The 26,300-nt window shown below is 34.7% G+C and carries 17 protein-coding genes and 1 pseudogene; 11 read left to right on the forward strand and 7 right to left on the reverse strand.

From position 1 onward, the window contains the following. Window positions 1-274: 274 nt before the first annotated feature. The 5 genes from ASF10_RS09085 to ASF10_RS09105 all read left to right on the forward strand — a co-directional run bounded on the left by ASF10_RS09085 (window position 275) and on the right by ASF10_RS09105 (window position 4,566). On the forward strand, window positions 275-706 hold the full coding sequence (locus tag ASF10_RS09085; protein WP_056247936.1) for an ArsR/SmtB family transcription factor: 432 nt from the start codon (window positions 275-277) through the stop codon (window positions 704-706). A gap of 230 nt (window positions 707-936) precedes the next feature. Beyond that, window positions 937-1,347 (forward strand): BrxA/BrxB family bacilliredoxin, encoded by a 411-nt coding sequence (locus ASF10_RS09090; RefSeq protein WP_056247939.1) that lies wholly within the window; start codon window positions 937-939, stop codon window positions 1,345-1,347. 299 nt (window positions 1,348-1,646) lie between these two features. Beyond that, a complete protein-coding gene (locus tag ASF10_RS09095) occupies window positions 1,647-3,005 on the forward strand; it encodes a rhodanese-related sulfurtransferase (protein ID WP_056247941.1) in 1,359 nt (452 codons plus the stop codon). 89 nt (window positions 3,006-3,094) lie between these two features. Further along, window positions 3,095-4,336 (forward strand): peptidase U32 family protein, encoded by a 1,242-nt coding sequence (locus tag ASF10_RS09100; protein ID WP_056247945.1) that lies wholly within the window; start codon window positions 3,095-3,097, stop codon window positions 4,334-4,336. Further along, window positions 4,336-4,566, forward strand: a complete 231-nt coding sequence (locus ASF10_RS09105; protein ID WP_056247949.1) for a ferredoxin — start codon at window positions 4,336-4,338, stop codon at window positions 4,564-4,566. The genes ASF10_RS09100 and ASF10_RS09105 overlap by 1 nt, the downstream gene beginning before the upstream one ends. Window positions 4,567-4,633: 67 nt before the next feature. Here ASF10_RS09105 and ASF10_RS09110 read toward each other — a convergent pair whose 3' ends face one another. The 7 genes and pseudogenes from ASF10_RS09110 to ASF10_RS24695 form a co-directional block, all read right to left on the reverse strand. Beyond that, window positions 4,634-5,173, reverse strand: coding sequence for a hypothetical protein (locus tag ASF10_RS09110; RefSeq protein WP_056247951.1), 540 nt, complete (start codon window positions 5,171-5,173; stop codon window positions 4,634-4,636). 16 nt (window positions 5,174-5,189) lie between these two features. Then, window positions 5,190-6,533 (reverse strand): ankyrin repeat domain-containing protein, encoded by a 1,344-nt coding sequence (locus ASF10_RS09115; RefSeq protein ID WP_056247953.1) that lies wholly within the window; start codon window positions 6,531-6,533, stop codon window positions 5,190-5,192. 26 nt (window positions 6,534-6,559) lie between these two features. Then, a complete protein-coding gene (locus tag ASF10_RS09120; RefSeq protein WP_056247956.1) occupies window positions 6,560-7,738 on the reverse strand; it encodes an ankyrin repeat domain-containing protein in 1,179 nt (392 codons plus the stop codon). A 486-nt stretch (window positions 7,739-8,224) separates the two neighbouring features. Then, a complete protein-coding gene (locus tag ASF10_RS09130) occupies window positions 8,225-9,196 on the reverse strand; it encodes a type IX secretion system membrane protein PorP/SprF (RefSeq protein ID WP_056248951.1) in 972 nt (323 codons plus the stop codon). A 41-nt stretch (window positions 9,197-9,237) separates the two neighbouring features. Further along, window positions 9,238-12,696, reverse strand: coding sequence for a T9SS type B sorting domain-containing protein (locus tag ASF10_RS09135; RefSeq protein WP_056247960.1), 3,459 nt, complete (start codon window positions 12,694-12,696; stop codon window positions 9,238-9,240). A 59-nt stretch (window positions 12,697-12,755) separates the two neighbouring features. After that, window positions 12,756-13,310, reverse strand: a 555-nt coding sequence (locus ASF10_RS09140; RefSeq protein ID WP_206743360.1) for a SprB repeat-containing protein, incomplete at its 5' end; no start/stop codon positions are given. Between the two features lies 1 nt (window position 13,311). Beyond that, window positions 13,312-16,962, reverse strand: a pseudogene (locus tag ASF10_RS24695) (hypothetical protein); the annotation flags it as partial. Between the two features lie 348 nt (window positions 16,963-17,310). Here ASF10_RS24695 and ASF10_RS09150 point away from each other — a divergent pair. The 6 genes from ASF10_RS09150 to ASF10_RS09175 all read left to right on the forward strand — a co-directional run bounded on the left by ASF10_RS09150 (window position 17,311) and on the right by ASF10_RS09175 (window position 26,294). Next, window positions 17,311-18,663 carry a stage 0 sporulation family protein gene (locus tag ASF10_RS09150; RefSeq protein ID WP_056247968.1) on the forward strand — a complete coding sequence of 451 codons (1,353 nt, stop codon included), beginning with the start codon at window positions 17,311-17,313 and terminating at the stop codon, window positions 18,661-18,663. Then, entirely contained in the window at window positions 18,647-19,126 is a 480-nt protein-coding gene (locus ASF10_RS09155; RefSeq protein ID WP_056247969.1) for a gliding motility lipoprotein GldH, read from the forward strand. Before ASF10_RS09150 ends, ASF10_RS09155 begins: the two co-directional genes overlap by 17 nt. Before the next feature lie 10 nt (window positions 19,127-19,136). Continuing rightward, on the forward strand, window positions 19,137-21,443 hold the full coding sequence (locus ASF10_RS09160; protein ID WP_056247972.1) for a penicillin-binding protein 1A: 2,307 nt from the start codon (window positions 19,137-19,139) through the stop codon (window positions 21,441-21,443). Window positions 21,444-21,688: 245 nt separating this feature from the next. Next, window positions 21,689-22,390 carry a CoA transferase subunit A gene (locus ASF10_RS09165; RefSeq protein WP_056247975.1) on the forward strand — a complete coding sequence of 234 codons (702 nt, stop codon included), beginning with the start codon at window positions 21,689-21,691 and terminating at the stop codon, window positions 22,388-22,390. Window positions 22,391-22,491: 101 nt separating this feature from the next. Continuing rightward, window positions 22,492-23,145, forward strand: a complete 654-nt coding sequence (locus ASF10_RS09170; RefSeq protein ID WP_056247978.1) for a CoA transferase subunit B — start codon at window positions 22,492-22,494, stop codon at window positions 23,143-23,145. Between the two features lie 365 nt (window positions 23,146-23,510). Beyond that, window positions 23,511-26,294 (forward strand): M4 family metallopeptidase, encoded by a 2,784-nt coding sequence (locus ASF10_RS09175; RefSeq protein ID WP_056247981.1) that lies wholly within the window; start codon window positions 23,511-23,513, stop codon window positions 26,292-26,294. Window positions 26,295-26,300: the final 6 nt, after the last annotated feature.

Raw genomic sequence — 26,300 nt, forward strand, 5'->3', positions numbered from 1 at the left:
ACCAGATGATCCTTATAATGTCTGGGTTTGTTTGAATAAAATGTCTTATTCTCGTGGTTTATAAACTTTTTAAGGCAGTTACAAACACGTATTCACATTTAGATTTGCCATCTCTAAAATGATTTTGAATTCACTATCACGTAAAACTTTGATTTTACCGTTTACCGATAGAAAACGAATGAAATAGAGAAAAATAAATAAATAAAAAACCTGTAAAAACGATACAGGTTTTATATAATCGTTCATTTACGATAATGAATTAATTGGCAAATTTATGGGGATTACCAAACATTTACATTTTGATACAGAAACCAAAGCAATAGGAAAAATTTGCAAAGCACTTGGGCATCCTGCAAGAATTCAGATTATGACGCTACTATGGAAGAGAAATGACAGAACTTGTGGCGAAATTGTTGAATTAATTCCATTAGCACAATCTACAATATCGAAACATTTATTAGAATTAAAAAAAGCAAATCTTGTAAATATAAAGAACGAAGGGAAAAAAATAATTTATTCTATAGAAGTTGGAAATATAGAAATCCTTAAAAAATATCTGAGCAGTTATCTGTCAACTATTGAAATTTCGGAACAAAATAAGTCAACTGTTTTAACTACCAAACATAAAATAAAGAGTAGATATAGCCATTTGAAACAATATAATTATCAATTTTTGGATAAAAAAACAAAACAGGTTGCGCTTTAGATCCATTAGAAATATCTAATTAATGTACTGTGTTTTATATCCAGACAGAAGTAGAAATGTTGCTATAAAAAATCTTTAAAAGCGAGTTCAATTACCGGTATTGCTACAAAGTTTTACTGTATTCAAAATCTACTATTGAACTATAACAAAACTTTATACGTCAAATTAAGTAGTTGCGAGTAAAGTTTGTAACTTTGCAACTCAAAAGTAAAATTTAAAAATAAAGAAATATGTATCCAGAAGAAATGGTAAAACCAATGCAAGCTGAATTGACAGTTGCAGGTTTTCAAGATTTACATAGTGCTGACGCTGTAGATAATGCTATCAAAGCTGAAGGTACCACTTTAGTTGTTGTAAACTCTGTTTGTGGTTGTGCTGCAAGAAATGCACGTCCGGGAGCAAAAATGAGTTTAGAAGGTGCTAAAAAACCAGATCATTTAATTACAGTTTTTGCAGGTGTAGATAAAGAAGCTGTTGACGCAGCAAGACAACATATGTTTCCTTTTCCTCCATCATCCCCTTCTATGGCTTTGTTCAAAAACGGAGAATTGGTTCACATGTTAGAGCGTCACCATATCGAAGGTCGTCCAGCTGAATTAATTGCTGAAAACTTGCAAGATGCATTTAATGAGTTTTGCTAATTTTTATGCTGCTGAGGTTCTAAGTAACTAAGGTTCTAAGTTTATATAAAGACTGTCTATTTAGGCAGTCTTTTTTATTTGAAGCTAATCCAGCTGTCCACTATATCTTTTGTGCCGAACCCCGGCACAAAAGGATGCCGCTACCATCTGGGCTAAAAATCAAATGATCTAAAATGTTTATATCTTATCTTAGAGTTTTAGCGAAACACTTAGAAACTTAGAGTCTTTGCATCTTAGAACCTTATTTAGTACCTTTGCACCTCAAAAAATAATTTCTAAACTTAAAAACTGTTTATAGCATGCAACTGTACAACACTTTAAGCGCAGAAGAAAGAGCCATCATGATCGATGATGCCGGTAAACAACGACTAACGTTGTCTTTCTATGCGTATGCCAAAATTCAAGATCCCAAAAAATTTCGCGATGATTTATTTGTAGCCTGGAATACCCTCGATGCTTTAGGCCGAATTTACGTTGCTACTGAAGGAATAAATGCTCAAATGAGTATTCCTGAAGAAAATTTGGAAACTTTTAGAGCAACTCTGGAAGTATATGATTTCATGAAAGGCATTCGTTTGAATGAAGCGGTTGAACATGATGATCATTCATTTTTAAAATTAACCATTAAAGTTCGTGATAAAATCGTTGCTGACGGTTTAAACGACGAAACTTTTGATGTAACTAATATTGGCGTTCACTTGAAAGCCAAAGAATTCAATGAAATTTTAGACGATCCAAACACGATTGTAGTAGATTTTAGAAATCACTACGAAAGTGAAGTAGGACATTTTAAAGGCGCAATTACTCCAGATGTTGAAACTTTTAGAGAGAGTTTGCCAATAATCAACGATCAGTTACAAAATCATAAAGAAGATAAAAACCTTGTAATGTATTGTACAGGTGGAATTCGTTGCGAAAAAGCAAGTGCTTATTTTAAACATCAGGGTTTTAAAAATGTTTTTCAATTAGAAGGAGGGATCATTAATTACGCCAAACAAATTGAAGCAGAAGGTCTGGAAAGCAAATTCATTGGTAAAAACTTTGTATTTGATAATCGTCTTGGCGAAAGAATTACCGAAGATATAATCTCACAATGTCACCAATGCGGAAAACCTTGCGACAATCACACCAATTGCGAAAATGACGGATGCCATTTATTATTCATTCAATGTGATGAATGCAAAGCTGCAATGGAAAATTGCTGTTCTACAGAATGTCTTGAAGTTATCCATATGCCTTTGGTTGATCAGGTAAGATTGAGAACTGGAAAACAAGTTGGAAACAAGGTTTTTAGAAAAGGAAAGTCTGATAGTTTAAAATTCAAACATTCCGGAGAACTATCAAATGCTGCTTTAGGCACAGCTGAAAAACCAGTTGATATTCGCCAGAAAATAAAAGTAAAAAAAGTACTTATTGGTAAAGCGGAGCATTATTATGTAAAAGCACAAGTTGGACTTTTTACTGTTGAAAATCAGGAATTGAATGCTGGTGATAAAATCTTAATTTCCGGACCAACTACAGGTAATCAGGAATTGGTTTTAGAAAAAATGATCGTCAACGAAGCAGAAGCCATTACTGCTAAAATTGGAGATAGAGTTACTTTTGAAGTACCATTCCGTATTCGTTTGTCAGATAAAATATATAAAATTTTAGAATAAAATTAGTATTTAGTGCAAAACTTTAGCACGTTCAAATACCACATAAAGTTAATTTTTTAGAGAAAAAAATAAGCTTTAAAATTAATACAATGACATTAAATAATAAAATTGAACTTATGGCTCCCGCCGGGAGTTTTGAGTCACTTCAGGCTGCGCTCGATAATGGCGCAGATTCTATCTATTTTGGCGTAGAACAACTTAATATGCGTGCGCGTTCAACGGTGAATTTTACTATGGATGACTTGCAGGAAATTGCCAATCGTTGCGAAGCTAAAAACGTACGAAGCTACCTGACTTTAAATACGATCATTTACGATCACGATTTGTCTGTTGTAAAGACATTGCTGAACAAAGCAAAAGAAACTAACATTACTGCCGTAATTGCCTCAGATCAGGCCGTAATTGCAATGGCAAGAACAATTGGTATAGAAATACATATTTCTACGCAATTGAATGTAACGAATATTGAAACCATAAAGTTCTACAGCCTGTTTGCTGACACAATGGTTTTAAGTAGAGAATTAAGTTTACGTCAGGTAAAAAGTATTACAGATCAAATTGAGAAAGAGCAGATAAAAGGACCGAACGGAAATTTAGTAGAAATAGAAATCTTCGGACATGGTGCTTTGTGTATGGCAGTTTCAGGAAAGTGTTATTTGAGTTTACATTCGCATAATTCCTCTGCAAATCGTGGTGCGTGCAAGCAAAACTGCCGTAAAAAATATACTGTTATCGATCAGGAAACCGGTTTCGAGATCGAACTGGATAACGAATATATGATGTCGCCAAAAGATTTATGCACACTGGATTTCTTAGATCAGGTTATAGATTCCGGAATTCAGGTACTCAAAATTGAAGGTCGCGGTCGTGCGCCGGAGTATGTAGCAACGGTTATCAAAACCTATCGCGAAGCAATTGATTCCTATTATGACAAAACATTCTCGAAAGAAAAAGTTTCTGTTTGGATGGAAGCTTTAAATACGGTTTACAATCGTGGTTTTTGGTCTGGATATTATTTAGGACAAGAATTAGGTGAATGGAGCGACATTCCGGGATCTGCAGCAACACAAAAAAAGGTTTATGTGGGGAAAGGAACGCATTACTTTCCGAAAGCAGAAGTAGGACAATTTAAAATCGAAGCTTACGATATAAAAATTGGAGATAAAATCTTAGTAACCGGACCAAGTACAGGAGCTCAGGAAATGGTAATTGAAGATATGTTAGTCAATGATCTGAAATCTGAAAAAGCAACAAAAGGAGATGATTGTACTTTAAAACTTCCTTTCCGAATCAGAGTGTCGGACAAATTATATAAAATCGTTGAGGCATAATGGTTATTGTAACATTACAAAGAGACAAATGTATTGGATGCAATTATTGCGTAGAAATGGATGCGTTGCACTTTCAAATGTCTAAGAAAGATGGGAAGTCGGTATTGATTCATTCGAAAGAAGCCAAAGGGTTTTTTACTTTAAAATCGAATAATCACACTCTTGCTGAAGGTTTTGAACTGGCTGCGAAAGCCTGTCCGGTAAAAATTATAACGGTTAAGGAGACTTAGGATTAAAACAAACCCTATTTTGTAATATGCAAAATAGGGTTTGTTTTGTCTTAGAAACTATCTTTTATTAAATGCCTATTTTGGCATCGATATTATGCTTTTCGACATATGCCTTTGCAGCATTCATTAATTTTGTAAACTTAGCTTCTATATCGTTTTGAGTTGAGGCATCAAAATCTGCTATTACTTTTTCTATTTGTTCTGGTAAAGCTTTTTCATCCTTCATTTTGGCAATTGTCAAATAGCCTTCTTTTTCTTTAGCAATTGCATAAGAGAATAAATCTTTTGATGCCTGAAGAAGTTCTCGATTGTCATCATCTTCCTTTATATCTTTGATGTTTTTCAACTGAGTTTCTAAATTAGCAATATCAAATTTAAAATAATCATAATAGGAAGATGAAATCATCTTTTTTTGGGCTTCATCATAAATCTGAGGTTCAGATGCCAGTTTAAAATTAATATCCTTACTGCCAAAACGGGATAATAAATTCGAATTTAGCGCGGCTATTTCAAAAGTTTTTTCTGGGGAAAGGTTTGTACAAGAGGTGAGAACTAAACTTGCAGCGATTAATACTAATATGATGGAATTATTTAATGTCTTTTTCATTTTTTAAGTTTGTTATTTATCCTTTTAAAATTTTATTTTTCTCAGTGTCAAATTCTTCAGAAGTTAAAATTCCGGCATCCAAAAGTTCTTTTAAATCCAATAATGCCTTTTTCTTTCCTTCCATAGAATTTCCTGAATCTGCTTTTTGTGGCTCTTCCTTCTGAATTGGTGTTATTACAGTTCCAGATGGCGCATACTTCAAAATCAATTCTGTAATTTCATTAAAGCCTTTTACATTCGAATAATCAATTGCTTTTTGCTCTTTTACATTTACAATGGATGCGTCTGCTTTGTTATCGAGTAAATACTTGACAACATCTTTTTTTCCGTTTGCAGCGCTGTAATGCAAAGGTGTATTCCCGGATTCGTCCTGAATGTTGATATCTGCCCCAGCTTCGATTAGTAATTTTACCATACTCAAATTGCCTTTTTTGGTAGCAATATGCAAAAGACTTTCGCCACCATACGTATAAGAACTGTTGAGCGTAAAACTAGATTCGTTAGAAATGTTAGTAGCACTTATAATCCAATCCAGATAATCATTCATAGAAGAAGTATCGCTGGCTAAAGGTTTGCTATAGTTAACGTCAACTCCATTTTCTAGAAATAAAGAGACGATTTCCTTTTGATTATTCGCGCAAGCGTACCAAATAGGAGAGAAGCCGTTATTGTTTGATGTGAATACATCAGCTCCTCTTTCTACTAGAAGCTTAGCAAGCATTCTGTTGGTTTCATAGCACGCAATCAATAGCGCATTTTCTCCGGAATGATTGACATGATTTATAGCAGCGCCATTGTCTAATAGTAAAGTTACAACCGGGATCGATTTGGTGTAACAAGCATGAAGAAGTGGTGTGTTTCCTTGTTTATCTGTGACATTAATATCGGCTCCTTTGTCTAAAAGCAACTGAATAATTTCACGATTTAATTTTGTTGAAGCTAGTAAAAGCGGAGTTTCTCCGTTGTTATTGAGTAAATTAACATCAATTCCTGCTTCAAGCAACTTTGTTGCAATTTCTGTCTGAGCAGTTTGAACTACTAAATGTAAAAGACTGTTTCCCGATTTATCATTTTTGGTAATTTCAGCGCCATTTTCTAAAAGATATAAAGAGGTTTGCTTTTGCTTTTGAAGACAAGCAAAAAACAAAGGCGTTTCTCCCTGATGATCTTCATAATTAATATCAGCACCATCTTCGCATAAAATTTTTACAATATCAAGATAACCTCTGTGAGCTGCATAGTGAAGGGCAGTTCTTCCTTTTTCATCTGTATATTTTACATCCACTTCCTTGTTTTGAAGCAGTAATTCGGCTATTTTTCTGTTGCCGTTTTCACAGGCAATTATAAATGACATTGACATATAAGTGGTATTTTGTATAATTCAGTTTATGATTTCATTAAAAGTTCGACCGTTTTAATTTTTAGATTATCTCCGGATGCAAGCATTAAAGCGGTTTCATCTTTATCATTGGTAATCGAAATATCTACTCCCTGATCTAAGAGCAGTTTTACTTTTCGATAGGTTTCTTTTGCCATTTCTGCATCATAATTGACATTATACGCGCAAACTTTATGCAAAATTGTGTTTCCCTGATTGTCTTGTTCATTTACATCTAAAGAAACATTTTCTAAAACCGATTTTAAAATGTCTGATTTCTTTTCCACAATAAAATCAATCCCCGATTTTGGCTGACCATAATATTGAGCGCAGAAGTTTACATCGCCACCATCTGATAACAATCTTTCTAAAAAGGTAATATCGCTTGGCGAGCCCGAAACAGAACTGATGAAATGAGTCAATAAAGTGCGTCCGTCTTTGTTTACAATATTAAAATCAGGTGAAGAAACTGTTGCTAACGCATCGTACATATCAAAAGAAAACTGTTCAGCAACAGCATAATAAAAAGCAGTATTGTTGAGGTTGTCTGTTTCGTTGGCATCCGCTCCATTTTCGAGCAGGAAGGGAACAAAATCTTTCTTGCTTCTTTTAATAGCACAGATTAACGGAGTTGTACCAACGATGTTTTTTTCGTTAATGTCGATACCATTATCCAGAAGAATAGCTATGTATTCTTTTACTTTATCTGTTTCAAGACCATAAGTGTTCAAAATGGTATAGATGAAATTTTCTCCTGCATTATTTTTATATTGAACATTCGCCCCAAAATCATCAATCAGAGTTTTAATGATTTTTGGAGATGCATTTTTTTCAAGAAAATAACCAAGTAACGTTTTATCGCTTATTTCATCATTAATATTTTCCGTTTTTGACATCAATTCTTTGAAAAATGCAATCGATTCATCGTCATCTTTTAATCCGGTTAAAGAATTAAAAATCGATTTGTCAAAACTATCCAATTCATAGATATCGGTTTCAATAAAACCTGCTTTTATTAATTTTTCAATGAAATCAATTTCTTTGGCTGTAATAATTTTGGCTGTGATTTGAGAAAAATTGTTTTTAAGATATTGATCGTTAAAAGTTTCGCCATTATTTAGGCATTCTCTGGCCTCGTCAAATTTTCCCTGGAAAAGGAAATTTTCAATTTGGTTTTGTGTTTGCATTTGAAGTTGTATTTTAAATGAAAATTATGCTTTAATGAAGCCAGATTAATAATAATTGACTTCACAAACTATGTTGTAAGATAAAACATAAAATTGAGAAATATATTTCAAGATGAAAATTAAAAAAGATTTATATACATTAGATTTTTTAGATCAGGTAATAGATTCCGGAGTTCAGGTTTTAAAGATTGAAGGCCACGGTTGTGCCCAACAACGGTTGTCAAAACGTATCTCGAAGTTTCAAATGTCAAAAAAGGGAAGTCAATTTTACTTCATTAAAAGAGGCAAAAGTTTTTTTTACTTTAAAATCTCCTAATCATATTATTGTAGAAATTTTTGAATTGGAAGCGAAGGCTTCTCCAGTCAAGATTATTACGATTAAAGATACTTAGAAAAAAGTCTTCTTAAAATACAAGAAAGCCCATTCTAATTTATAGAATGGGTTTTCTTGTATTTAAATATGTTTTAGGATTAATAAAAAGAATTTTAATAATGTACAGGACTTTGCGTACAGGAACAATTACTAATTCCTCGAAGAAAATCAAGTCCAATAGTAACAACATGAGTTCCCGAATTGTAAGCTCCAAGCTGGTTTAATGATGCCTGATAAGAATATCCAAAATAAAAATTATTCTTTTTAAATCCTGCCATTGGTCCCATCATTAACGGTTCTAAAAACTGATCGTTTAAGAAACGATAAGAAACTCCAATCCAAAAGTAATCTTCGTAACGATTGTATTGTCTGTACTTAAAATTCAAATCTGTACTGGAACGTTGGTCACTGGCAAACATTTGGAAATAAACAGAAGGTTCAAATTCAATTCTGTCAGTTGCTCCTTTAAAAGTATATCCAGTATACAATTGATAATTACGAAGTAAACTTGGCTCTATACCAGTAAATTGATCTATTTTTTTCTCTAGAATATTGCTAATATTTAAACTCAAAAAGTATCCTTTATTTCTATATAGTGCTCCTATATCAAAGTTGCTATTGGCTAAATATCTGTCATTTGTAATGCCAGGATCTGGTGCAGGATTTTCATAAGTAGGTTTGAATTCGTTGATGTCAATTTTAAAATTATTAAAGTTATAGGAGATTCCTAATGATAAATATTGTTTAGAATAATAATCTAAAATCAAGTGATGTGCAAAAGATATTTTACCTCCCATTTGTTTTGTGTAACCATTGCTGTCGTTATAAAGTGAGATTCCTACTCCGGAGCGGTCCAAAATCCTGAAATCAGCATATAAAGATTGATTATCAGGTGCATCTTTAATACCAACCCACTGTGTTAAGCCATTGGCACGTATTCTTAAATTATCACCAATACCTGCATATGTTGGAGATATAACAAATGGATTGTCTGCCAGATATTGTGTAAAAACCGGTAAATTTAACTCTTGGCTATAACCTGAGGTTACAGCCATAAGTAGTATTGTTAGGATAAATTTTTTCATTGTAATGTAAGTTTTAGACAACGTAATTGTTTTGTTATTTGTTATCTGTAAAGGGTGAAATGTCCAACAAACTCTCTATTGTCTTTATTATCGTTTAGTTTAAATACATACCAGTAATCACCAGAAGACAATTCTGTTCCATTGTATTTTCCATCCCATTTTTGACCATACTTATAATTACCGATTATACGACCATATCGATCAAAAATTGTAAAGGTTAAGTTTTTGTATTGTATGGTGCATCCAGGTCCCCATTCATCATTTATACCGTCTCCGTTTGGAGTGAAGTGATTTGGAATACAGACATCTATATATTCAAAATATTTTGAAGAAGTAGTTGTACATCCATTTTTATCTGTTACAGTAACTGTATATATTCCTGATTTGTATATGATGAGTTTATTTGTGGTGCTGAAGGATTCATCATTAAATGAATATCTGTATTGCCCATTACCACCAGTTGCAGTTGCTACAATTTCATTCAATTCACCATCTACCAGAGTTAGTGCCAATGGTTCGATGTAATCAATAGTAAATATCTTTGTAGACTGAATACAGCCATTTGTATGTCTTGCAGAGATTATGTGGTCTCCAGAGGCAATATTAGTAAAGATATTTTCAACTTGGTAAGATCCGCCATCAAGAGCATAATCTATATCAGTAAGATTGGTATTACTTGAATCGATGGTAACAGTTACAAAATTTGACGTTACATTATTTTTGCAGTTTGAATCAATTTCTACAGTTGGATTTAATACAACTGCCTCAGGAAGAATGACATCAATTTTTGTCGTACAGCCTGATATATCCTGAATGTAAACAATATGTTTACCTGCGGAGATGTTTTCAAAATCAAATACATTTTGTTCTTGTTGTCCTTGTAAAAAGGCCCCAGATGCTTTGTCTAAACTATATCTATATGGTTTGCTGCCTCCAGAAATTTCTATACTAAACATGCCATCCTGATCACCTGAACAATATTCGGGCGTAATAGGACCAAGGATTTTAGCATCTAAAATATTTGGTTCTGTAATAGTTACAACAATTATTGTGTTACACTTGTTGTTGTCTGTTACAGTAAAAGTATGAGTGCCTGCACTAAGCCCAGTTTGAGACGGAGTGATATTATAATTACCAGAACCTCCACTTGGTTTGATTACAACGGAACCATTGCTTTCACCTTTACATTTTACGTTATTTTGGCTTTGAATTACAGCACTTAATATTTGAGGTTCAGTTATTATTACACTGATTTTCGTTTCGCAATTGTTGCTATCGGTGATAGTAAAAGTATGGTTGCCGGCATTCAATCCGTTTTGTGCTGGAGTAATTATATATGGTGCAGTTCCTCCACTTGGTTTGATTACAACGGAACCATTGCTTTCACCTTTACATTTTACGTTATTTTGACTTTGAATTACAGCACTTAATATTTGAGGTTCAGTTATTATTGCATTGATTTTCGTTTGGCAATTGTTGCTATCGGTGATAGTAAAAGTATGATTGCCAGCATTCAATCCAGTTTGTGCAGGTGTAATATTATACGGTGCAGTTCCTCCGTTTGGAGTAATTACTACAGATCCGTTATTTTGTCCTTTACAAGTTACTTCAATTTGACTTTTGATTACAGCACTAAGTTCTTCCGGTTCTGTAATTGTAGCGTCTACTGATGTTTGGCAATTGTTGCTATCGGTAATAGTAAAAGTATAGTTGCCAGCATTCAATCCAGTTTGTGCCGGCGTAATGATATATGGTGCAGTTCCTCCATTCGGATTAATTACAACAGATCCGTTACTTTCACCTTTACAAGTTACTTCAATTTGGCTTTCGATTACAGCACTTAGTTCTTCCGGTTCTGTAATTGTAGAGTCAATAGTTGTTTCACAATTGTTGCTATCTGTGATAGTGAAAGTGTAATTGCCAGCAATTAATTCCGTTTGTGCCGGTGTAATGATATATGGTGCAGTTCCTCCATTTGGAGTAATTTTAACAGAACCGTTACTTTCACCTTTACAAGTTACTTCAATTTGACTTTTGATTACAGCACTAAGTTCTTCAGGTTCCGTAATTGTAGCGTCTACTGATGTTTGGCAATTGTTATTATCGGTGATAGTAAAAGTATAGTTGCCTGCATTCAATCCAGTTTGTGCCGGCGTAATGATATATGGTGCAGTTCCTCCGTTTGGAGTAATTACAACAGATCCGTTATTTTTACCTTTACAAGTTACTTCAATTTGACTTTCGATTACGGCACTTAGTTCTTCAGGTTCCGTAATTGTAGCGTATACTGATGTTTGGCAATTGTTGCTATCGGTGATAGTAAAAGTATGGTTACCTGCATTCAATCCGGTTTGTGCCGGTGTAATGATATATGGTGCAGTTCCTCCGTTTGGAATAATTACAACAGAACCGTTATTTTCACCTTTACAAGTTACTTCAATTTGACTTTCAATTACAGCACTTAATAATTCAGGTTCTGTAATTGTAGCATTTATTGTTGTTTGACAATTGTTACTATCGGTAATAGTAAAAGTATGGTTGCCAGCATTCAATCCAGTTTGTGCCGGCGTAATGATATATGGTGCAGTTCCTCCATTCGGAGTAATTACAATAGATCCGTTATTTTTACCTTTACAAGTTACTTCAATTTGGCTTTCGATTACAGCACTTAGTTCTTCGGGTTCCGTAATTGTAGCGTTTACTGATGTTTCACAATTGTTACTATCGATGATAGTAAAAGTATAATTCCCAACAGTCAGCCCAGTTTGTGGCGGAGTAATTATATATGGCGCAGTTCCTCCGTTTGGAGTAATTACAACAGATCCGTTATTTTGTCCTTTACAGGTTACTTCAATTTGACTTTTGATTACAGCACTTAGTTCTTCTGGTTCCGTAATTGTAGCGTCTACTGATGTTTGGCAATTGTTGCTATCGATGATAGTAAAAGTATAATTCCCAACAGTCAGCCCAGTTTGTTGCGGAGTAATTATATATGGCGCAGTTCCTCCGTTTGGAGTAATTACAGCAGAACCGTTATTTTGTCCTTTACAAGTTACTTCAATTTGACTTTCGATTACGGCACTTAGTTCTTCAGGTTCCGTAATTGTTGTGTCAATAGTTGTTTCACAATTGTTGCTATCTGTGATAGTGAAAGTGTAATTGCCAGCAATTAATTCCGTTTGTGGCGGAGTAATTATATATGGCGCAGTTCCTCCGTTCGGAGTAATTACAACAGATCCGTTATTTTGTCCTTTACAAGTTACTTCAATTTGACTTTCGATTACAGCGCTTAATAATTCAGGTTCGGTAATTGTTGCGTCAACTGTTATTGATATATTATTGCTGTCTGTTACTGTAAAAGTATGATTCCCTGCAGATAGTCCGGTTTGTGTTGGTGAAATGATGTATCCACCAGAACCTCCACTTGGTTTGATTATTACAGATCCGCTTGAATCATTTTTACATTTTAGAYTTATCTGACTCTCAACGATAGCAGTCAATGCAATGTCTGGTTCACTAATTGTAACGCTTATTGTTGCAATACAGGCATTTGCATCGGTTACTGTAAAACTGTAAAAGTATAATCGCCTGCTGCTAAATCTGTTTGAGCAGGTGTAATAGTATAAGGTGCAGTTCCTCCTTGAGCGGTAATTTCAACTGATCCTGTAAAGTCTCCTTTGCGCAATACGTGTATTATATTTCCTGAAGTTGCAGTCAGTTCTTCCGGTTCCGTAATTGTTGCGTCAATAGTTGTTTCACAATTGTTACTATCTTTAATAGTAAAAGTATAATTCCCAGCAGTTAGCCCAGTTTGTGGCGGAGTAATTATATATGGCGCAGTTCCTCCGTTTGGAGTAATTACAACAGATCCGTTATTTTGTCCTTTACAAGTTACTTCAATTTGACTTTCGGTTACAGCGCTTAATAATTCAGGTTCGGTAATTGTTGCGTCAACGGTTATTGATGTATTATTGCTGTCTGTTACTGTAAAAGTATGATTCCCTGCAGATAGTCCGGTTTGTGTTGGTGAAATGATGTATCYACCAGAACCTCCACTTGGTTTGATTATTACAGATCCGCTTGAATCATTTTTACATTTTAGATTTATCTGACTNGGTTTGTGTTGGTGAAATGATGTATCTACCAGAACCTCCACTTGGTTTGATTATTACAGATCCGCTTGAATCATTTTTACATTTTAGATTTATCTGACTTTCAACCACGGCAGTCAATGCCATGTTTGGTTCACTAATTGTGACATCTATAGTTGCAATACAGGCATTTGCATCGGTTACTTTAAAAGTATAATTGCCTGCTGCTAAGTCTGTTTGTGCCGGAGTAATGTTATAAGGTGCAGTTCCTCCATGACCAGTAATTTCAACTGATCCGGTAAAATCCCCTTTGCGCAATACGTTTGTTATATTTCCTGCAGTTGCAGTTAGTTCTTCAGGTTCGGTAATTGTAGCATCTATTGTTGTTTGGCAATTGTTGCTATCTGTAATAGTAAAAGTATGGTTACCAGCATTCAATCCAGTTTGTGCCGGAGTAATGATATATGGTGTGGTTCCTCCGTTTGGAGTTATTACAACAGATCCGTTATTTTGTCCTTTACAAGTTGCTTCAGTTTGACTTTCGATTACAGCACTTAGTTCTTCAGGTTCTATAATTGTAGCGTCTACTGATGTTTGGCAATTGTTACTATCGGTTATAGTAAAAGTATGGTTACCAACATTCAATCCCGTTTGTGCCGGAGTAATGTTATAAGGCGCAGTTCCTCCGTTTGCAGTAATTACAACAGATCCGTTATTTTGTCCTTTACAAGTTACTTCAATTTGACTTTCGATTATGGCACTTAGTTCTTCAGGTTCCGTAATTGTTGTGTCAATAGTTGTTTCGCAATTGTTACTATCGGTTATGGTAAAAGTATGGTTCCCGGCATTCAACCCAGTTTGTACTGGAGTAATTATATATGGTGCAGTTCCTCCGTTTGGAGTAATTACAACAGATCCGTTATTCTCGCCTTTGCATTTTATATTTGTTTGAGTAAATGAAGCTGTAAGTTCATTGCTTACGGTCAGTTTCAATACCTGATCTGCGGTACATCCATCATTAATTACAGTGTACGTTCCTGAGTTGATGTAGGATTGTCCGTTTGCATCCCATAAAAAAGAATCTTCAAAACAAATGTTTTTTGTTGTTGTTACAGTTGTTGGTTTCTGATTTACCTTTACCGTTACAGCTTTTCTATCCTCAGGTTTATTTTCACAATAATCATCGCCACTTACGCCCAGATAATAAGTTTTGGTGTTTGTAAGTATTCCTGTGTTATAAGATGAAGATGTTGCTAAAAGTATAGCATCACTTAAAGAACTATCATACCAATAAAAATTTGTACTTATACTTGATGATGGAGTTATTGTTGTTTGTGAACCTTCACAGATAGTAGGGATTGTTGTTACAGTTATATCATTGGCTTTTGCTAGTTGAGTAACTTGCACCAATACTTCCTTATTACCAGAACAGATTAAATTATTATTGTTAGTTATATCAATTCCTGTTTGAGCATAACGAATTCTGTATTTGGTATTTTCAAATAATTTAGGAGTTATATATCCAATTGAAGTTTCTCCTGTAATATCGAGCCAGTTTGTTCCGTTAAATTGTTGCCATTGATAACTATATTCTGCTGTTGTAGAATTATCGATATTTGCTAATAAATTGGTGCTTTCGCCAAGACATACCCGTTCAGACTGGATTGTCAATGAAGGCACGCAAATGCTAAATGAAACATCATCAAATGCTACATCGTTACCGGAAACATTTGCATTTCCCTGACCATTACTTACTCTAACAGTTACTGCATCTAATCCTAAAGGTATGGTAAATGATAAAGAAAGTTCATTCCATAAAAGTTCATCTCTTTGGCTTAAGCCTAATTCACCAGAAGTCATAGATTTTAAAATAGCCACATTTAGTGGATTTATTAAATCAATTTTAACCATTGGCTTAACAGTAAAGCCTGCATATGAAGCAGGTACTAAATTTGCAGCATAAATAGAAAAAGTACATAAACTGCCAGTACAGAGGTTAGTATATTTTTTTTCGTAAAAAACACTTCCTACAGTTGTGTTTGCATCAAAAACCAACATATATCCATCTCCGTTTTTTCCTGTTGTGTGATCACCACCACTAGACCATGAACTGTTTCCTCCGTTAGCATTTTTAGCTACTCCATATGAATTTGGGCCTATAGTACCAGTTGGTGAAAAATTATATGTAGTAATAAAATCCGTTATAGAAGGTCTGGGACCTCTTTCAGGAATTCCTGAACCAAAATCGTCCTTTAAAATTGTTTGCATCTCACCATTACATGCTAAAGGCTCGGGATTTACGTTCAATTCTAATACTTGATTTGCTGTACAACCATCATTTATTTTACTATAGATTCCTGAAACGCTGTATGGCTGTCCATCTACAGGCCATGTATAGGTTTCTCCTGAAGTAATTGTTTTGTTTTCTCGATTTTCATTAGGTCTGTTTACTATTGGGGTATATGTGATCGTAGAAACATTAGATGGTTTACCATAATAATCATTAAAAGTATAATTTATTTCAACGGATTCTTCTACAGAATTATTTAGCGGAGTAAAAGTTACTTTTCCTGTAATAGAGTCATAGGTAAATGTTCCTTTTCCTGAAACTGTTTTAGATGATTGTATACCTGGTGTATCCAAATCTAAGTCTATTGTCTCCCTATTTATAGTCGCTAATGTATTAAGTGTTCCGTCATTATTGTCATTTATATCAGTAAGAGTACTCGCTGTTAAACCTGAACATTCAGAGATAAAATTTGGTCTTGCTATCGGAACTAAAAGTGTAGCTAAATCTACTGACAGATTTAAATTTCGTATTTCGTGAAAATTATGATCTGAACCTGTTGAGGATGTAATTGCGAATTTTAATTTTGGAGGTGCAGGTGTTACATATAGATAATTATCAATGACTAAAGTTTTAGTATTGCCATGTGTAATATAAACATCTATGAAAAAACCATCTTGGGGAATACGAGGTTTTAAAACTATTTCTATTTTTCGAAAACTAGTATTAGTTTGATTTGTTGCTGTTCGATCATTACCTGGAACAGTAAAAGAATCTGTAAATGAAGTTGTTGTGGCAGTTTTTAGAAATGGATATCCAGTTTTTCCAGAACCAGCTCCTCTAAGCGTAATGCTGTTTTGAGCACGGTTTGTTACACCACCATTTTTTCCGCCGTTGTTTGTTGCAAAACCACCATACTCATCAATCCCAACCCCCAGATAACCTTTCGAAAAACCATTATCTGTGTCATTTTGAGCATATCCTAATGAGGCACCATAAGCTCCCGTACTTATTGGTGATGCAGTTGCATCGAATAAAATAAAAGCTAAACCATCAGCGCCACTTCCAGAATGAATATAATATTCAAATGAAATAGTCATTCCGTAAGCGGATGGAAAAGCATAAAGATCTGACCAAACAGAGGCTCTTTGAAATGATGAAGCCCTGGTCAATCTTAGATAGCCATCTCCTTCCGGATCATTATATCCATCTTTTAATCCAGCCCCTGAGGTAAGAAAAGCAGTAGGAGATCCTCCAAATTGTATATTAGAAGCTGTATTGTTTTTAAAACTTTCAAAAAATGGAAATTGAGCCCTGGTTTGAAGAGTAATAAAGAATAAAGAAATAAAAAAACAAAAACGAAATTTCTTAAAAGTAATGTTTTGCATAGACAAAGTAATTAGGAGTGAATGACTTTAGGAGATACATTCATTAGACAAAAAATCCGTTTTTACTTAATCTGTATATGGTGGATTAAAGAAATATTCCGGAAAATTTTTAAGTTGCAAAATTCCTTCATTTTAAGAGAATTTATTAATGGTAAACGACAAAAAAGTAACAGAATAGGGTAATGTGTGAATAGAGTAGTATAGTGTTCAGATCTAAAAATGAGTCGTTTACCCATTTAACATACCTTAAGAGTATTGCTTAAATTACAAACTAAAAAAAATACTATCTTTACCGATCAAACGTTTATGAACTTAAGTTGCTTTTTTTGCAACACTACATATATAATTATGGCATGTACAAGTTGTTCAACCTCAGATGGTGGCGCACCAAAGGGTTGTAAAAATAATGGGACTTGCGGCACCGATAGCTGCAATAAATTGACGGTTTTTGACTGGCTCGCAAACATGAGTCCGTCTAATGGAGAAGCTATTTTTGATTGTGTCGAAGTACGTTTTAAAAATGGCCGCAAGGAATTTTTTAGAAATTCAGAAAAATTAACATTAAGCATTGGTGATATTGTAGCAACTGTTGCATCACCTGGACATGATATTGGAATTGTTACTTTGACAGGAGAATTGGTAAAAATTCAAATGAAGAAAAAAGGCGTTAATCACGAAAGTAATGAAGTGCCTAAAATTTATAGAAAAGCTTCCCAAAAAGATATAGATATTTGGTCTGTAGCGCGTGATCGTGAAGAACCAATGAAAGTTCGTGCACGTGAATTGGCGATTCAGCATAAATTAGAAATGAAAATTTCTGATATTGAATTTCAAGGAGACGGCTCGAAAGCTACTTTTTACTACACGGCAAATGACAGAGTCGATTTTAGACTTTTGATTAAAGATTTTGCGAAAGAATTTAGTACCAGAGTCGAAATGAAACAAGTAGGTTTCCGCCAGGAAGCAGCTCGTTTAGGCGGAATTGGTTCTTGCGGAAGAGAATTGTGTTGTTCGACATGGCTAACAGATTTTAGAAGTGTCAACACATCAGCAGCGCGTTACCAACAACTTTCGCTGAATCCTCAAAAACTAGCCGGACAATGCGGAAAACTAAAGTGTTGTTTGAATTATGAGCTTGATACTTACATGGATGCTCTAAAAGATTTTCCGGATTATGATACTAAATTAGTAACAGAAAAGGGAGATGCAATTTGCCAGAAACAAGACATTTTTAAAGGATTGATGTGGTTTGCATATACAAATAACTTTGCAAACTGGCATGTTTTAAAAATTGATCAGGTAAAAGAGATTATTGCTGAAAATAAACAGAAAAACAAAGTTTCATCTCTTGAAGATTTTGCTATCGAAGTAGTTTCAGAACCTGAAAAAGACTTTAACAATGCAATGGGTCAGGAAAGCTTAACCCGTTTTGATCAGCCTAAAAGAAAGAAAAAACCAAATCGCAAACGCAAACCAAATGCAGAAGCAGCGATTGTGGCTACTCCAAACAAACCTCAGGCAACTCCAAATCAAAACAAACCTGCGACAGGAAATTCAAATAAGGGAAATAATCCAAATAAAGGAAATAAACCGAATAATAATAAGCCAAATCAGTCGAACAAACCTAATAACTCGAATGATAATAAACCGGCTGAACCTAGAAAACCTATAATTATTACTAAAAATGAGAATAAAAAATAGCGGGATTCTTTTTTTGGCAGCAATACTTCTTTTTTCTTGTGATAAAAAAAGAGTATTTGATGAGTATAAATCTGTTGGAAGTGCCTGGAACAAAGACAGTATTGTAACTTTTGATCTGCCGGTTTTAGATTCGACCAAAAAATACAATTTATTTATAAATTTGAGGGACAACAACAATTATCCTTTCAAGAATTTATTTTTAATTGTGGCTATTGAAACACCAAGCGGTTTCACCAAAGTAGATACTTTAGAATATGAGATGGCAAAACCGGACGGAACCTTACTGGGTAACGGTTTTACAGACATAAAAGAAAGTAAACTTTATTATAAAGAAGATGTAAAGTTTAAAGGAAAATATAAAGTACACATTAAACAAGCGGTTAGAGAATCAGGAAAAATTCCTGGTGTTCAGGCTTTAGATGGTATTACAGACGTAGGTTTTAGAATAGAACAAAAAGATTAGAAAAATAGTTATGGCCACCAAAAAAAACAATCAACCTAATAGTAATAAGGATATTAACTACTATAAAAAGAAATTTTGGAGATTTTTTGCTTATACCTTGTTAGGTGTTTTAGCTTTCTTTTTATTTGCCTCATGGGGATTATTCGGATCAATGCCTTCTTTTGAAGATTTAGAAAACCCGGATTCTAATCTGGCTACAGAAATTATTTCGTCTGACGGAGTAGTAATTGGTAAATATTTTAAAACCAACAGATCACAACTTAAGTACTCAGATTTGCCAAAAAGTTTAGTCGAAGCTTTGGTTGCTACCGAAGATGCTCGTTTTTACGAACATTCAGGAATCGACGGACGCGGAACTTTAAGAGCAGTTTTTAGTTTAGGTACGAATGGAGGAGCTAGTACACTAACGCAGCAATTAGCGAAGCAATTATTTCACGGAGAAGGTTCTAAGTTTCTTCCGTTCAGGATTGTGCAAAAAATAAAAGAATGGATTATCGCCATTCGTCTAGAGCGTCAATATACCAAAAATGAAATTTTGGCGATGTATTGCAACGTTTATGATTTTGGAAACTATTCTGTAGGGGTAAGTTCTGCTGCACAAACTTATTTTTCTAAAGATCCAAAGGACTTAACCATGGATGAATCTGCTATTTTAGTGGGAATGTTCAAAAACTCAGGATTATACAATCCGGTTCGTAATCCTGAAGGAGTTAAAAACCGTCGTAATGTGGTGCTTTCTCAAATGGAAAAAGCAAAAATGATTAGCGATGCTGAAAAATTGAGATTACAAGCTTTACCGATTGCTTTAAAATTTAAATTAGAAAGCCACCGTGAAGGAACCGCTACTTATTTTAGAGAATATCTTCGTGATTACATGAAAAAATGGGTTGCCGAAAATAAAAAACCGGACGGATCTGATTATGATATCTACAAAGATGGTCTGAAAATTTATACTACTATCGATTCAAGAATGCAGTTGCATGCAGAAGAAGCAGTTTCTGAACATATGAAAAACCTGCAACAGCAGTTTTTTATTGAGCAGAAAAACAATAAAAATGCACCTTTTGTAAATATTACTCAGGCAGAAACAGAGAAACTTATGATGCAGGCGATGAAAAATTCTACACGTTGGGCCATCATGAAAGATCAGGATAAAAGTGAAGATGAGATTATCGCTTCTTTCAAAGTAAAAACAAAAATGCGCATATTTACCTGGAAAGGAGAGCGTGATACAACAATGACTCCTATGGATTCTATTCGTTATTTCAAACACTTCTTACAATCAGGTTTAATGGCAATGGAACCACAAACCGGAAATATTAAAGCGTGGGTTGGAGGAATCAATTATAAATATTTCCAATACGATCACGTTGGTCAGGGAGCAAGACAAGTAGGTTCTACTTTCAAGCCGTTTTTATATGCTACAGCAATTGAACAATTAAATATGTCTCCTTGTGATTCAATTTTAGACGGTCCATTTATGATTCATAAAGGGCGTCACAACGTCACTGCAGATTGGCAACCAAAAAACTCGGATAATAGATACCGAGGAATGGTAACATTAAAACAAGGTTTGGCTAATTCTATTAATACAGTTTCGGCTAAATTAATTGATAGAACGGGGCCTGAAGCTGTAGTGGAATTAACGCATAAGTTAGGAGTTAAAACTGAGATTCCTGCACAACCGTCTATTGCGTTAGGAGCAGTAGATATTACAGTTGAAGATATGGTGGCGGCTTATAGTACATTTGCCAATCAGGGCGTTTATGTTAAACCGCAGTTTTTAAGTCGTATCGAGAATAAAAGTGGAGAAGTCATTTATGAACCAATTCCAGAATCTCATGATGTTTTAAATAAAGATATTGCATTTGCAGTAATTAAACTGTTGGAAGGAGTTACTGAAACAGGTTCAGGTGCACGTTTACGTACTCAAGGTGGAGGAAGTGGAGACAATCGCTGGACAGGTTACCCATACATGTTCAAGAATCCTATTGCTGGTAAAACCGGAACAACTCAAAATCAGTCTGATGGATGGTTTATGGGTATGGTTCCTAACTTAGTAACAGGAGTTTGGGTAGGTTGTGAAGATCGTTCAGCACGTTTTAAAAGTTTAACTTACGGACAAGGAGCTACGGCTGCATTACCAATCTGGGGTTACTTTATGAAACTTTGTTATGCAGATCCCGGACTTCAGGTTTCTAAATCAGAGTTCGAGCGACCAGCAAATCTGTCTATTAAAGTAGATTGTTACAGTCGACCGGCAGTTGTAAAAGACACAACAGCAACAGAACAAAATACAGACGAATTCGAATTGTAATTTTTTAAGTTCGTTTTTTAATATAAATCCTTTTGTATACTTCTAACTTAAGAAGAGACAAAGGGATTTTTTGTTTCTAAGATTATATGCGTAAATTGTTAATGCATATTTATCGAATAAATTTATAAAAAGACTTCACAAGAAAATGTATGATGACTGTAATTTTTATTTTTTACGAAATCGTTATAATTCAATCTAAAAATCTTATTTTTATCAAAAATATACAGAAATAAAGACCATTTCTTATGATTACAAAAAAAGTAAATAACGTTCAGGAAGCCATAAAAGGTATTGAAGGCGGAATGACTATTATGTTTGGTGGTTTTGGATTATGCGGAATCCCTGAAAATACTATCGCAGCATTAGTTAACACACCAATTTATGATTTAACTTGTATTTCTAATAATGCTGGAGTTGATGATTTTGGTTTGGGATTGCTTTTGCAGAAGAAACAAATCAAAAAAATGATTTCCTCTTATGTTGGCGAAAATGCCGAATTCGAGCGTCAGATGCTTTCAGGAGAGCTGGAAGTTGAATTAACGCCACAAGGAACCTTAGCAGAACGATGTAGATCAGCACAAGCCGGAATTCCTGCTTTTTTTACACCAGCAGGTTACGGAACCGAAGTTGCAGAAGGAAAAGAAGTTCGCGAATTCAACGGAAAAATGCATATTATGGAAGAAGCGTTCAAAGCTGATTTTGCAATTGTAAAAGCATGGAAAGGTGATGAGGCCGGGAACTTGATCTTTAAAGGAACAGCCAGAAACTTCAATGCCTGTATGGCAGGTGCTGCAAAAATAACCATTGCCGAAGTCGAAGAATTAGTCCCTGTTGGAACATTAGATCCGAATCAAATTCATATTCCGGGAATTATGGTACAACGCATTTTTCAGGGAGAAAAGTTTGAGAAGAGAATTGAACAGCGAACAGTAAGACAAAGAGCGTAATAAGATAATTAGAAAATGTGATAATTAGATAATTGATTGTGCAAAGTTATGCATTATCTAATTGCCTAATTGACACATTAATAAATTGACACATTGTATTTATGTTAACAAAAGAAGATATCGCAAAACGAATTGCGAAAGAAGTAAAAGACCGATATTTTGTTAATCTTGGCATTGGGATTCCCACTTTGGTTGCGAATTATGTCAGAGAAGATATTGCAGTTGAATTTCAAAGCGAAAATGGAGTTCTGGGAATGGGACCTTTCCCCTTTGCAGGAGAAGAAGATGCTGATATTATAAATGCAGGAAAGCAAACCATTACGACACTTCCGGGAGCGAGTTTCTTCGATTCGGCTTTTAGCTTTGGAATGATTAGAAGTCAAAAAGTAGATCTGACGATTTTAGGAGCAATGGAAGTTTCTGAAAACGGAGATATTGCCAATTGGAAAATTCCGGGCAAAATGGTGAAAGGAATGGGAGGTGCAATGGATTTGGTGGCTTCCGCCGAAAATATCATCGTTGCCATGATGCACGTGAACAAAGCCGGAGAATCTAAAATATTAAAAAAATGTACTTTGCCTTTAACAGGCGTAGGCTGCGTTAAAAAGATTGTAACAGAACTTGCAGTTCTCGAAGTGACTAAAGGCGGTTTTAAGCTCTTAGAACGTGCGCCAGGTGTTTCTGTCGAGCATATCATTGCATCAACAGAAGCAGAATTAATAATTGAAGGAGATATTCCGGAAATGGATATTTGATAATTCTAATTTTTAATTAGAAATAAATTTAAGCTGACTTTTAATTAGGTCAGCTTTTTTTGTAGGAATAATTTAAATTTATCTTTTAACCACTTTTTCCAGTAAAATTGGGATCTCAGCTGTTTTTAAGTAATTATCGTGTTGTAAATCAATAGTATAATTAATTTTTGGTTCTTTTTTTGTGAATTATTCAAGGTATGTTAAATAAAAGTGAATTTAACATAAAAAATGTTGTATTTTATCGATTAACGGCATATTTCATCGATAATCTGACATAATTAAAATACTTTTATCTCGAAATAAAGTATTTACTTACATTAAATATTTTATTTGTAATCCTTTAACCAAACCCAAAATAATTTATTATGGAAAGAAAATTACCAAAAATTATGACATCAACCGTTGTTATTCTTACATTTTCTGTAGCAGGATTTGCCCAAACCACAGACAAAAGGGTGAGTCAGAAAAATGTTTCAGAAAACGGACAACCCAGTTTAATCACTTTTAGTGAAAAATCTACTTATAAAGGAACAGATTATAATACTGTCTTTAAAGAACAACTAGGTTTAAAAGACAATCAATCTTTTTCGAAAGTTAAAATAGAATCTGATAAAGAGGGTTTTACACACGAAAAATTTCAGTTGTATGAACAAGGTATTAAAGTTGAATTTGCTAATTATACACTGCATTCAAAAAATGGAAAATTAGCATCAATGAATGGAGAGTTTTATGCTCTTGAAAATGTAAAAACAACGCCTAAATTATCTAGCCAGGCTGCTTTTGCTAAAGCGATTGCTTATACAGGAGCCAAAGAATATTTATGGGAGAAACCGGAAGATGCCGCTGCAATGAATTATGAAAAACCAAAAGGAGAATTGGTTTTACTGCCAGCGATGGAAGAACAAGGCGAAGCAAGAAAAAGCGATAAAGTACGATTGGCTTATAAATTTGATATTTATGCAACCAATCCCTTAAGTCGTGGTGATCTTTATATCGATGCTCAAACAGGGGCAGCTTTGTATTATAACGCTACTATAAAACATCTTGGAGAAAATAGTCATGGCAGGTTAATTTCGGCTACAGCCAAAAACCAAAAAAACAGTGAAAGTCCTAATTCGGTATTTGTTGCAGCAAATGCAGCAACACGTTACAGCGGAACTCAAACTATCCAGACAAGTTTAAGCGGATCTTCGTATATTTTGTCTGATGTAACTCGTGGTAACGGAGTTCAGACTTATAACTCAGCCAGAACGGCAACTTATCCAACAACAAATTTCACAGATGCTGATAACAACTGGACAGCAGCTGAATATAATAACACAAACAAAGACAATGGAGCATTAGATGCACATTGGGGCGCTGAAATGACGTATGATTATTGGTCAGCAGTACACGGAAGAAATAGTTTTGACAATGCGGGAGCAAAAATTAGAAGCTATGTTCATTATAATCTGGTTGCAGCCGGATATCCAAATAACAATAATGCATTCTGGAACGGAAGTGTTATGACCTACGGTGACGGTACAGGAACAGGTGGGTTTGATATCTTAACAGCAATGGATGTTGCAGGGCACGAAATAGGTCATGCCGTTTGTACGTATACAGCCAACTTAGCTTATCAAAAAGAATCAGGAGCTATGAATGAAGCTTTCTCTGATATATGGGGAGCTTGTATAGAATATCGTGCTGCGCCAACAAAATCGACCTGGTTGGTTGGTGAAGATATCGAAAGACGAAGTGGTCACCTTGCTTTGCGTTCTATGAGCGATCCTAATTCTGAAGGACAACCGGACACTTACGGAGGAACTTATTGGGTAAATGTAAATTGTACGCCTACAAACAATAATGATCAATGTGGCGTGCATACCAATTCAGGAGTTCTAAATCACTGGTTTTATATTTTATCTGTTGGTAAATCAGGAACAAATGATATTGGCAGCGTTTATAACGTAACTGGTATTACGATTGATAAAGCAGCAAAAATTGCTTACCGTTTAGAAAGTGTGTATTTAACTGCAAATTCAACTTATGCAAATGCGCGAACTTCAGGTATACAATCTGCAATAGATTTATACGGTGCAGGTTCTGCAGAAGTTATCGCAACTACAAATGCATTTTATGCCGTGGGTGTTGGTGCAGCATACGTAGGATCTACAGATACAGTTGCCCCAACAGCTCCAGCTTCACTTGCTGCTTCTGGTACAACTGGATCAACAACTAATTTAACCTGGATAGCTTCTACAGATAATGTGGCGGTTACAGGATATAACATATATCAGGGAACAACTCTAAAAGGTTCGTCTACAACAACAAGTTATACCGTAACTGGATTAACTGCCTTAACAGCTTATACTTTTAGTGTAAAAGCAAAAGATGCTGCCGGAAACCTTTCTGCTTCAAGCAACACCGTAAACGTAACTACTACAGCAGCAAGTTTAGCATATTGTACTTCTCAGGGTAATAGTACTGCAGATGAAAGAATTGGTAAAGTAGTATTTGGAACTATTAATAATACATCAACCGGAACAACTGGTTATGAAAATTATACTTCTATTTCTACCAATGCAGCCATAGGAACTGCTTATACAATTACAATTACGCCAAGCTGGACATCTACTGTTTATAGTGAAGGATATGCTGTTTTTATAGATTATAACCAAGATGGAGATTTTGCAGATTCAGGCGAAACAGTCTGGACAAAAGCAACATCAACAACAACTCCGGCAACAGGAACAATAACAATTCCTGCTACGGCAACTCTTGGAACAACAAGACTTAGGGTTTCTATGAAATACAATGCAATTCCAACCTCTTGTGAAGCTTTCTCTTATGGACAAGTCGAAGATTATTCTATAAACATAACAGCTTCAGGAGCAATCGTTGCTGAAGAAATTGTAACTGGACTAGTTGAAACTACAGAAACGTCAAGTTTTGCATTATATCCAAATCCTGTGGCAGATGAACTAAATGTTTCGTTTTTGAACAATACCGGATATACTTTCAGAATAGTAAATACGCTGGGACAACAAATTAGTACTGGAGAACTTTCAGGAAATCCTATCGATGTGAGCAGATTAAATAGCGGAGTTTATATCATCGAATTAAATAACGGCAGTAAAAGAATCGTTAAGAAATTCGCTAAGAAATAAATTCAA

The organism is Flavobacterium sp. Leaf82, assembly GCF_001422725.1.
Lineage (GTDB): Bacteria > Bacteroidota > Bacteroidia > Flavobacteriales > Flavobacteriaceae > Flavobacterium.

Bases quoted from the DNA above. Each gene is read 5' to 3' on its own strand.
- ASF10_RS09155 (WP_056247969.1), top strand. From the start codon at position 18,647: ATGAGAATAAAAAATAGCGGGATTCTTTTTTTGGCAGCAATACTTCTT.
- ASF10_RS09090 (WP_056247939.1), top strand. From the start codon at position 937: ATGTATCCAGAAGAAATGGTAAAACCAATGCAAGCTGAATTGACAGTT.
- ASF10_RS09100 (WP_056247945.1), top strand. From the start codon at position 3,095: ATGACATTAAATAATAAAATTGAACTTATGGCTCCCGCCGGGAGTTTT.
- ASF10_RS09085 (WP_056247936.1), top strand. From the start codon at position 275: ATGGGGATTACCAAACATTTACATTTTGATACAGAAACCAAAGCAATA.
- ASF10_RS09095 (WP_056247941.1), top strand. From the start codon at position 1,647: ATGCAACTGTACAACACTTTAAGCGCAGAAGAAAGAGCCATCATGATC.
- ASF10_RS09175 (WP_056247981.1), top strand. From the start codon at position 23,511: ATGGAAAGAAAATTACCAAAAATTATGACATCAACCGTTGTTATTCTT.
- ASF10_RS09105 (WP_056247949.1), top strand. From the start codon at position 4,336: ATGGTTATTGTAACATTACAAAGAGACAAATGTATTGGATGCAATTAT.
- ASF10_RS09115 (WP_056247953.1), bottom strand. From the start codon at position 6,533: ATGTCAATGTCATTTATAATTGCCTGTGAAAACGGCAACAGAAAAATA.
- ASF10_RS09120 (WP_056247956.1), bottom strand. From the start codon at position 7,738: ATGCAAACACAAAACCAAATTGAAAATTTCCTTTTCCAGGGAAAATTT.
- ASF10_RS09130 (WP_056248951.1), bottom strand. From the start codon at position 9,196: ATGAAAAAATTTATCCTAACAATACTACTTATGGCTGTAACCTCAGGT.
- ASF10_RS09165 (WP_056247975.1), top strand. From the start codon at position 21,689: ATGATTACAAAAAAAGTAAATAACGTTCAGGAAGCCATAAAAGGTATT.
- ASF10_RS09160 (WP_056247972.1), top strand. From the start codon at position 19,137: ATGGCCACCAAAAAAAACAATCAACCTAATAGTAATAAGGATATTAAC.
- ASF10_RS09150 (WP_056247968.1), top strand. From the start codon at position 17,311: ATGGCATGTACAAGTTGTTCAACCTCAGATGGTGGCGCACCAAAGGGT.
- ASF10_RS09170 (WP_056247978.1), top strand. From the start codon at position 22,492: ATGTTAACAAAAGAAGATATCGCAAAACGAATTGCGAAAGAAGTAAAA.
- ASF10_RS09110 (WP_056247951.1), bottom strand. From the start codon at position 5,173: ATGAAAAAGACATTAAATAATTCCATCATATTAGTATTAATCGCTGCA.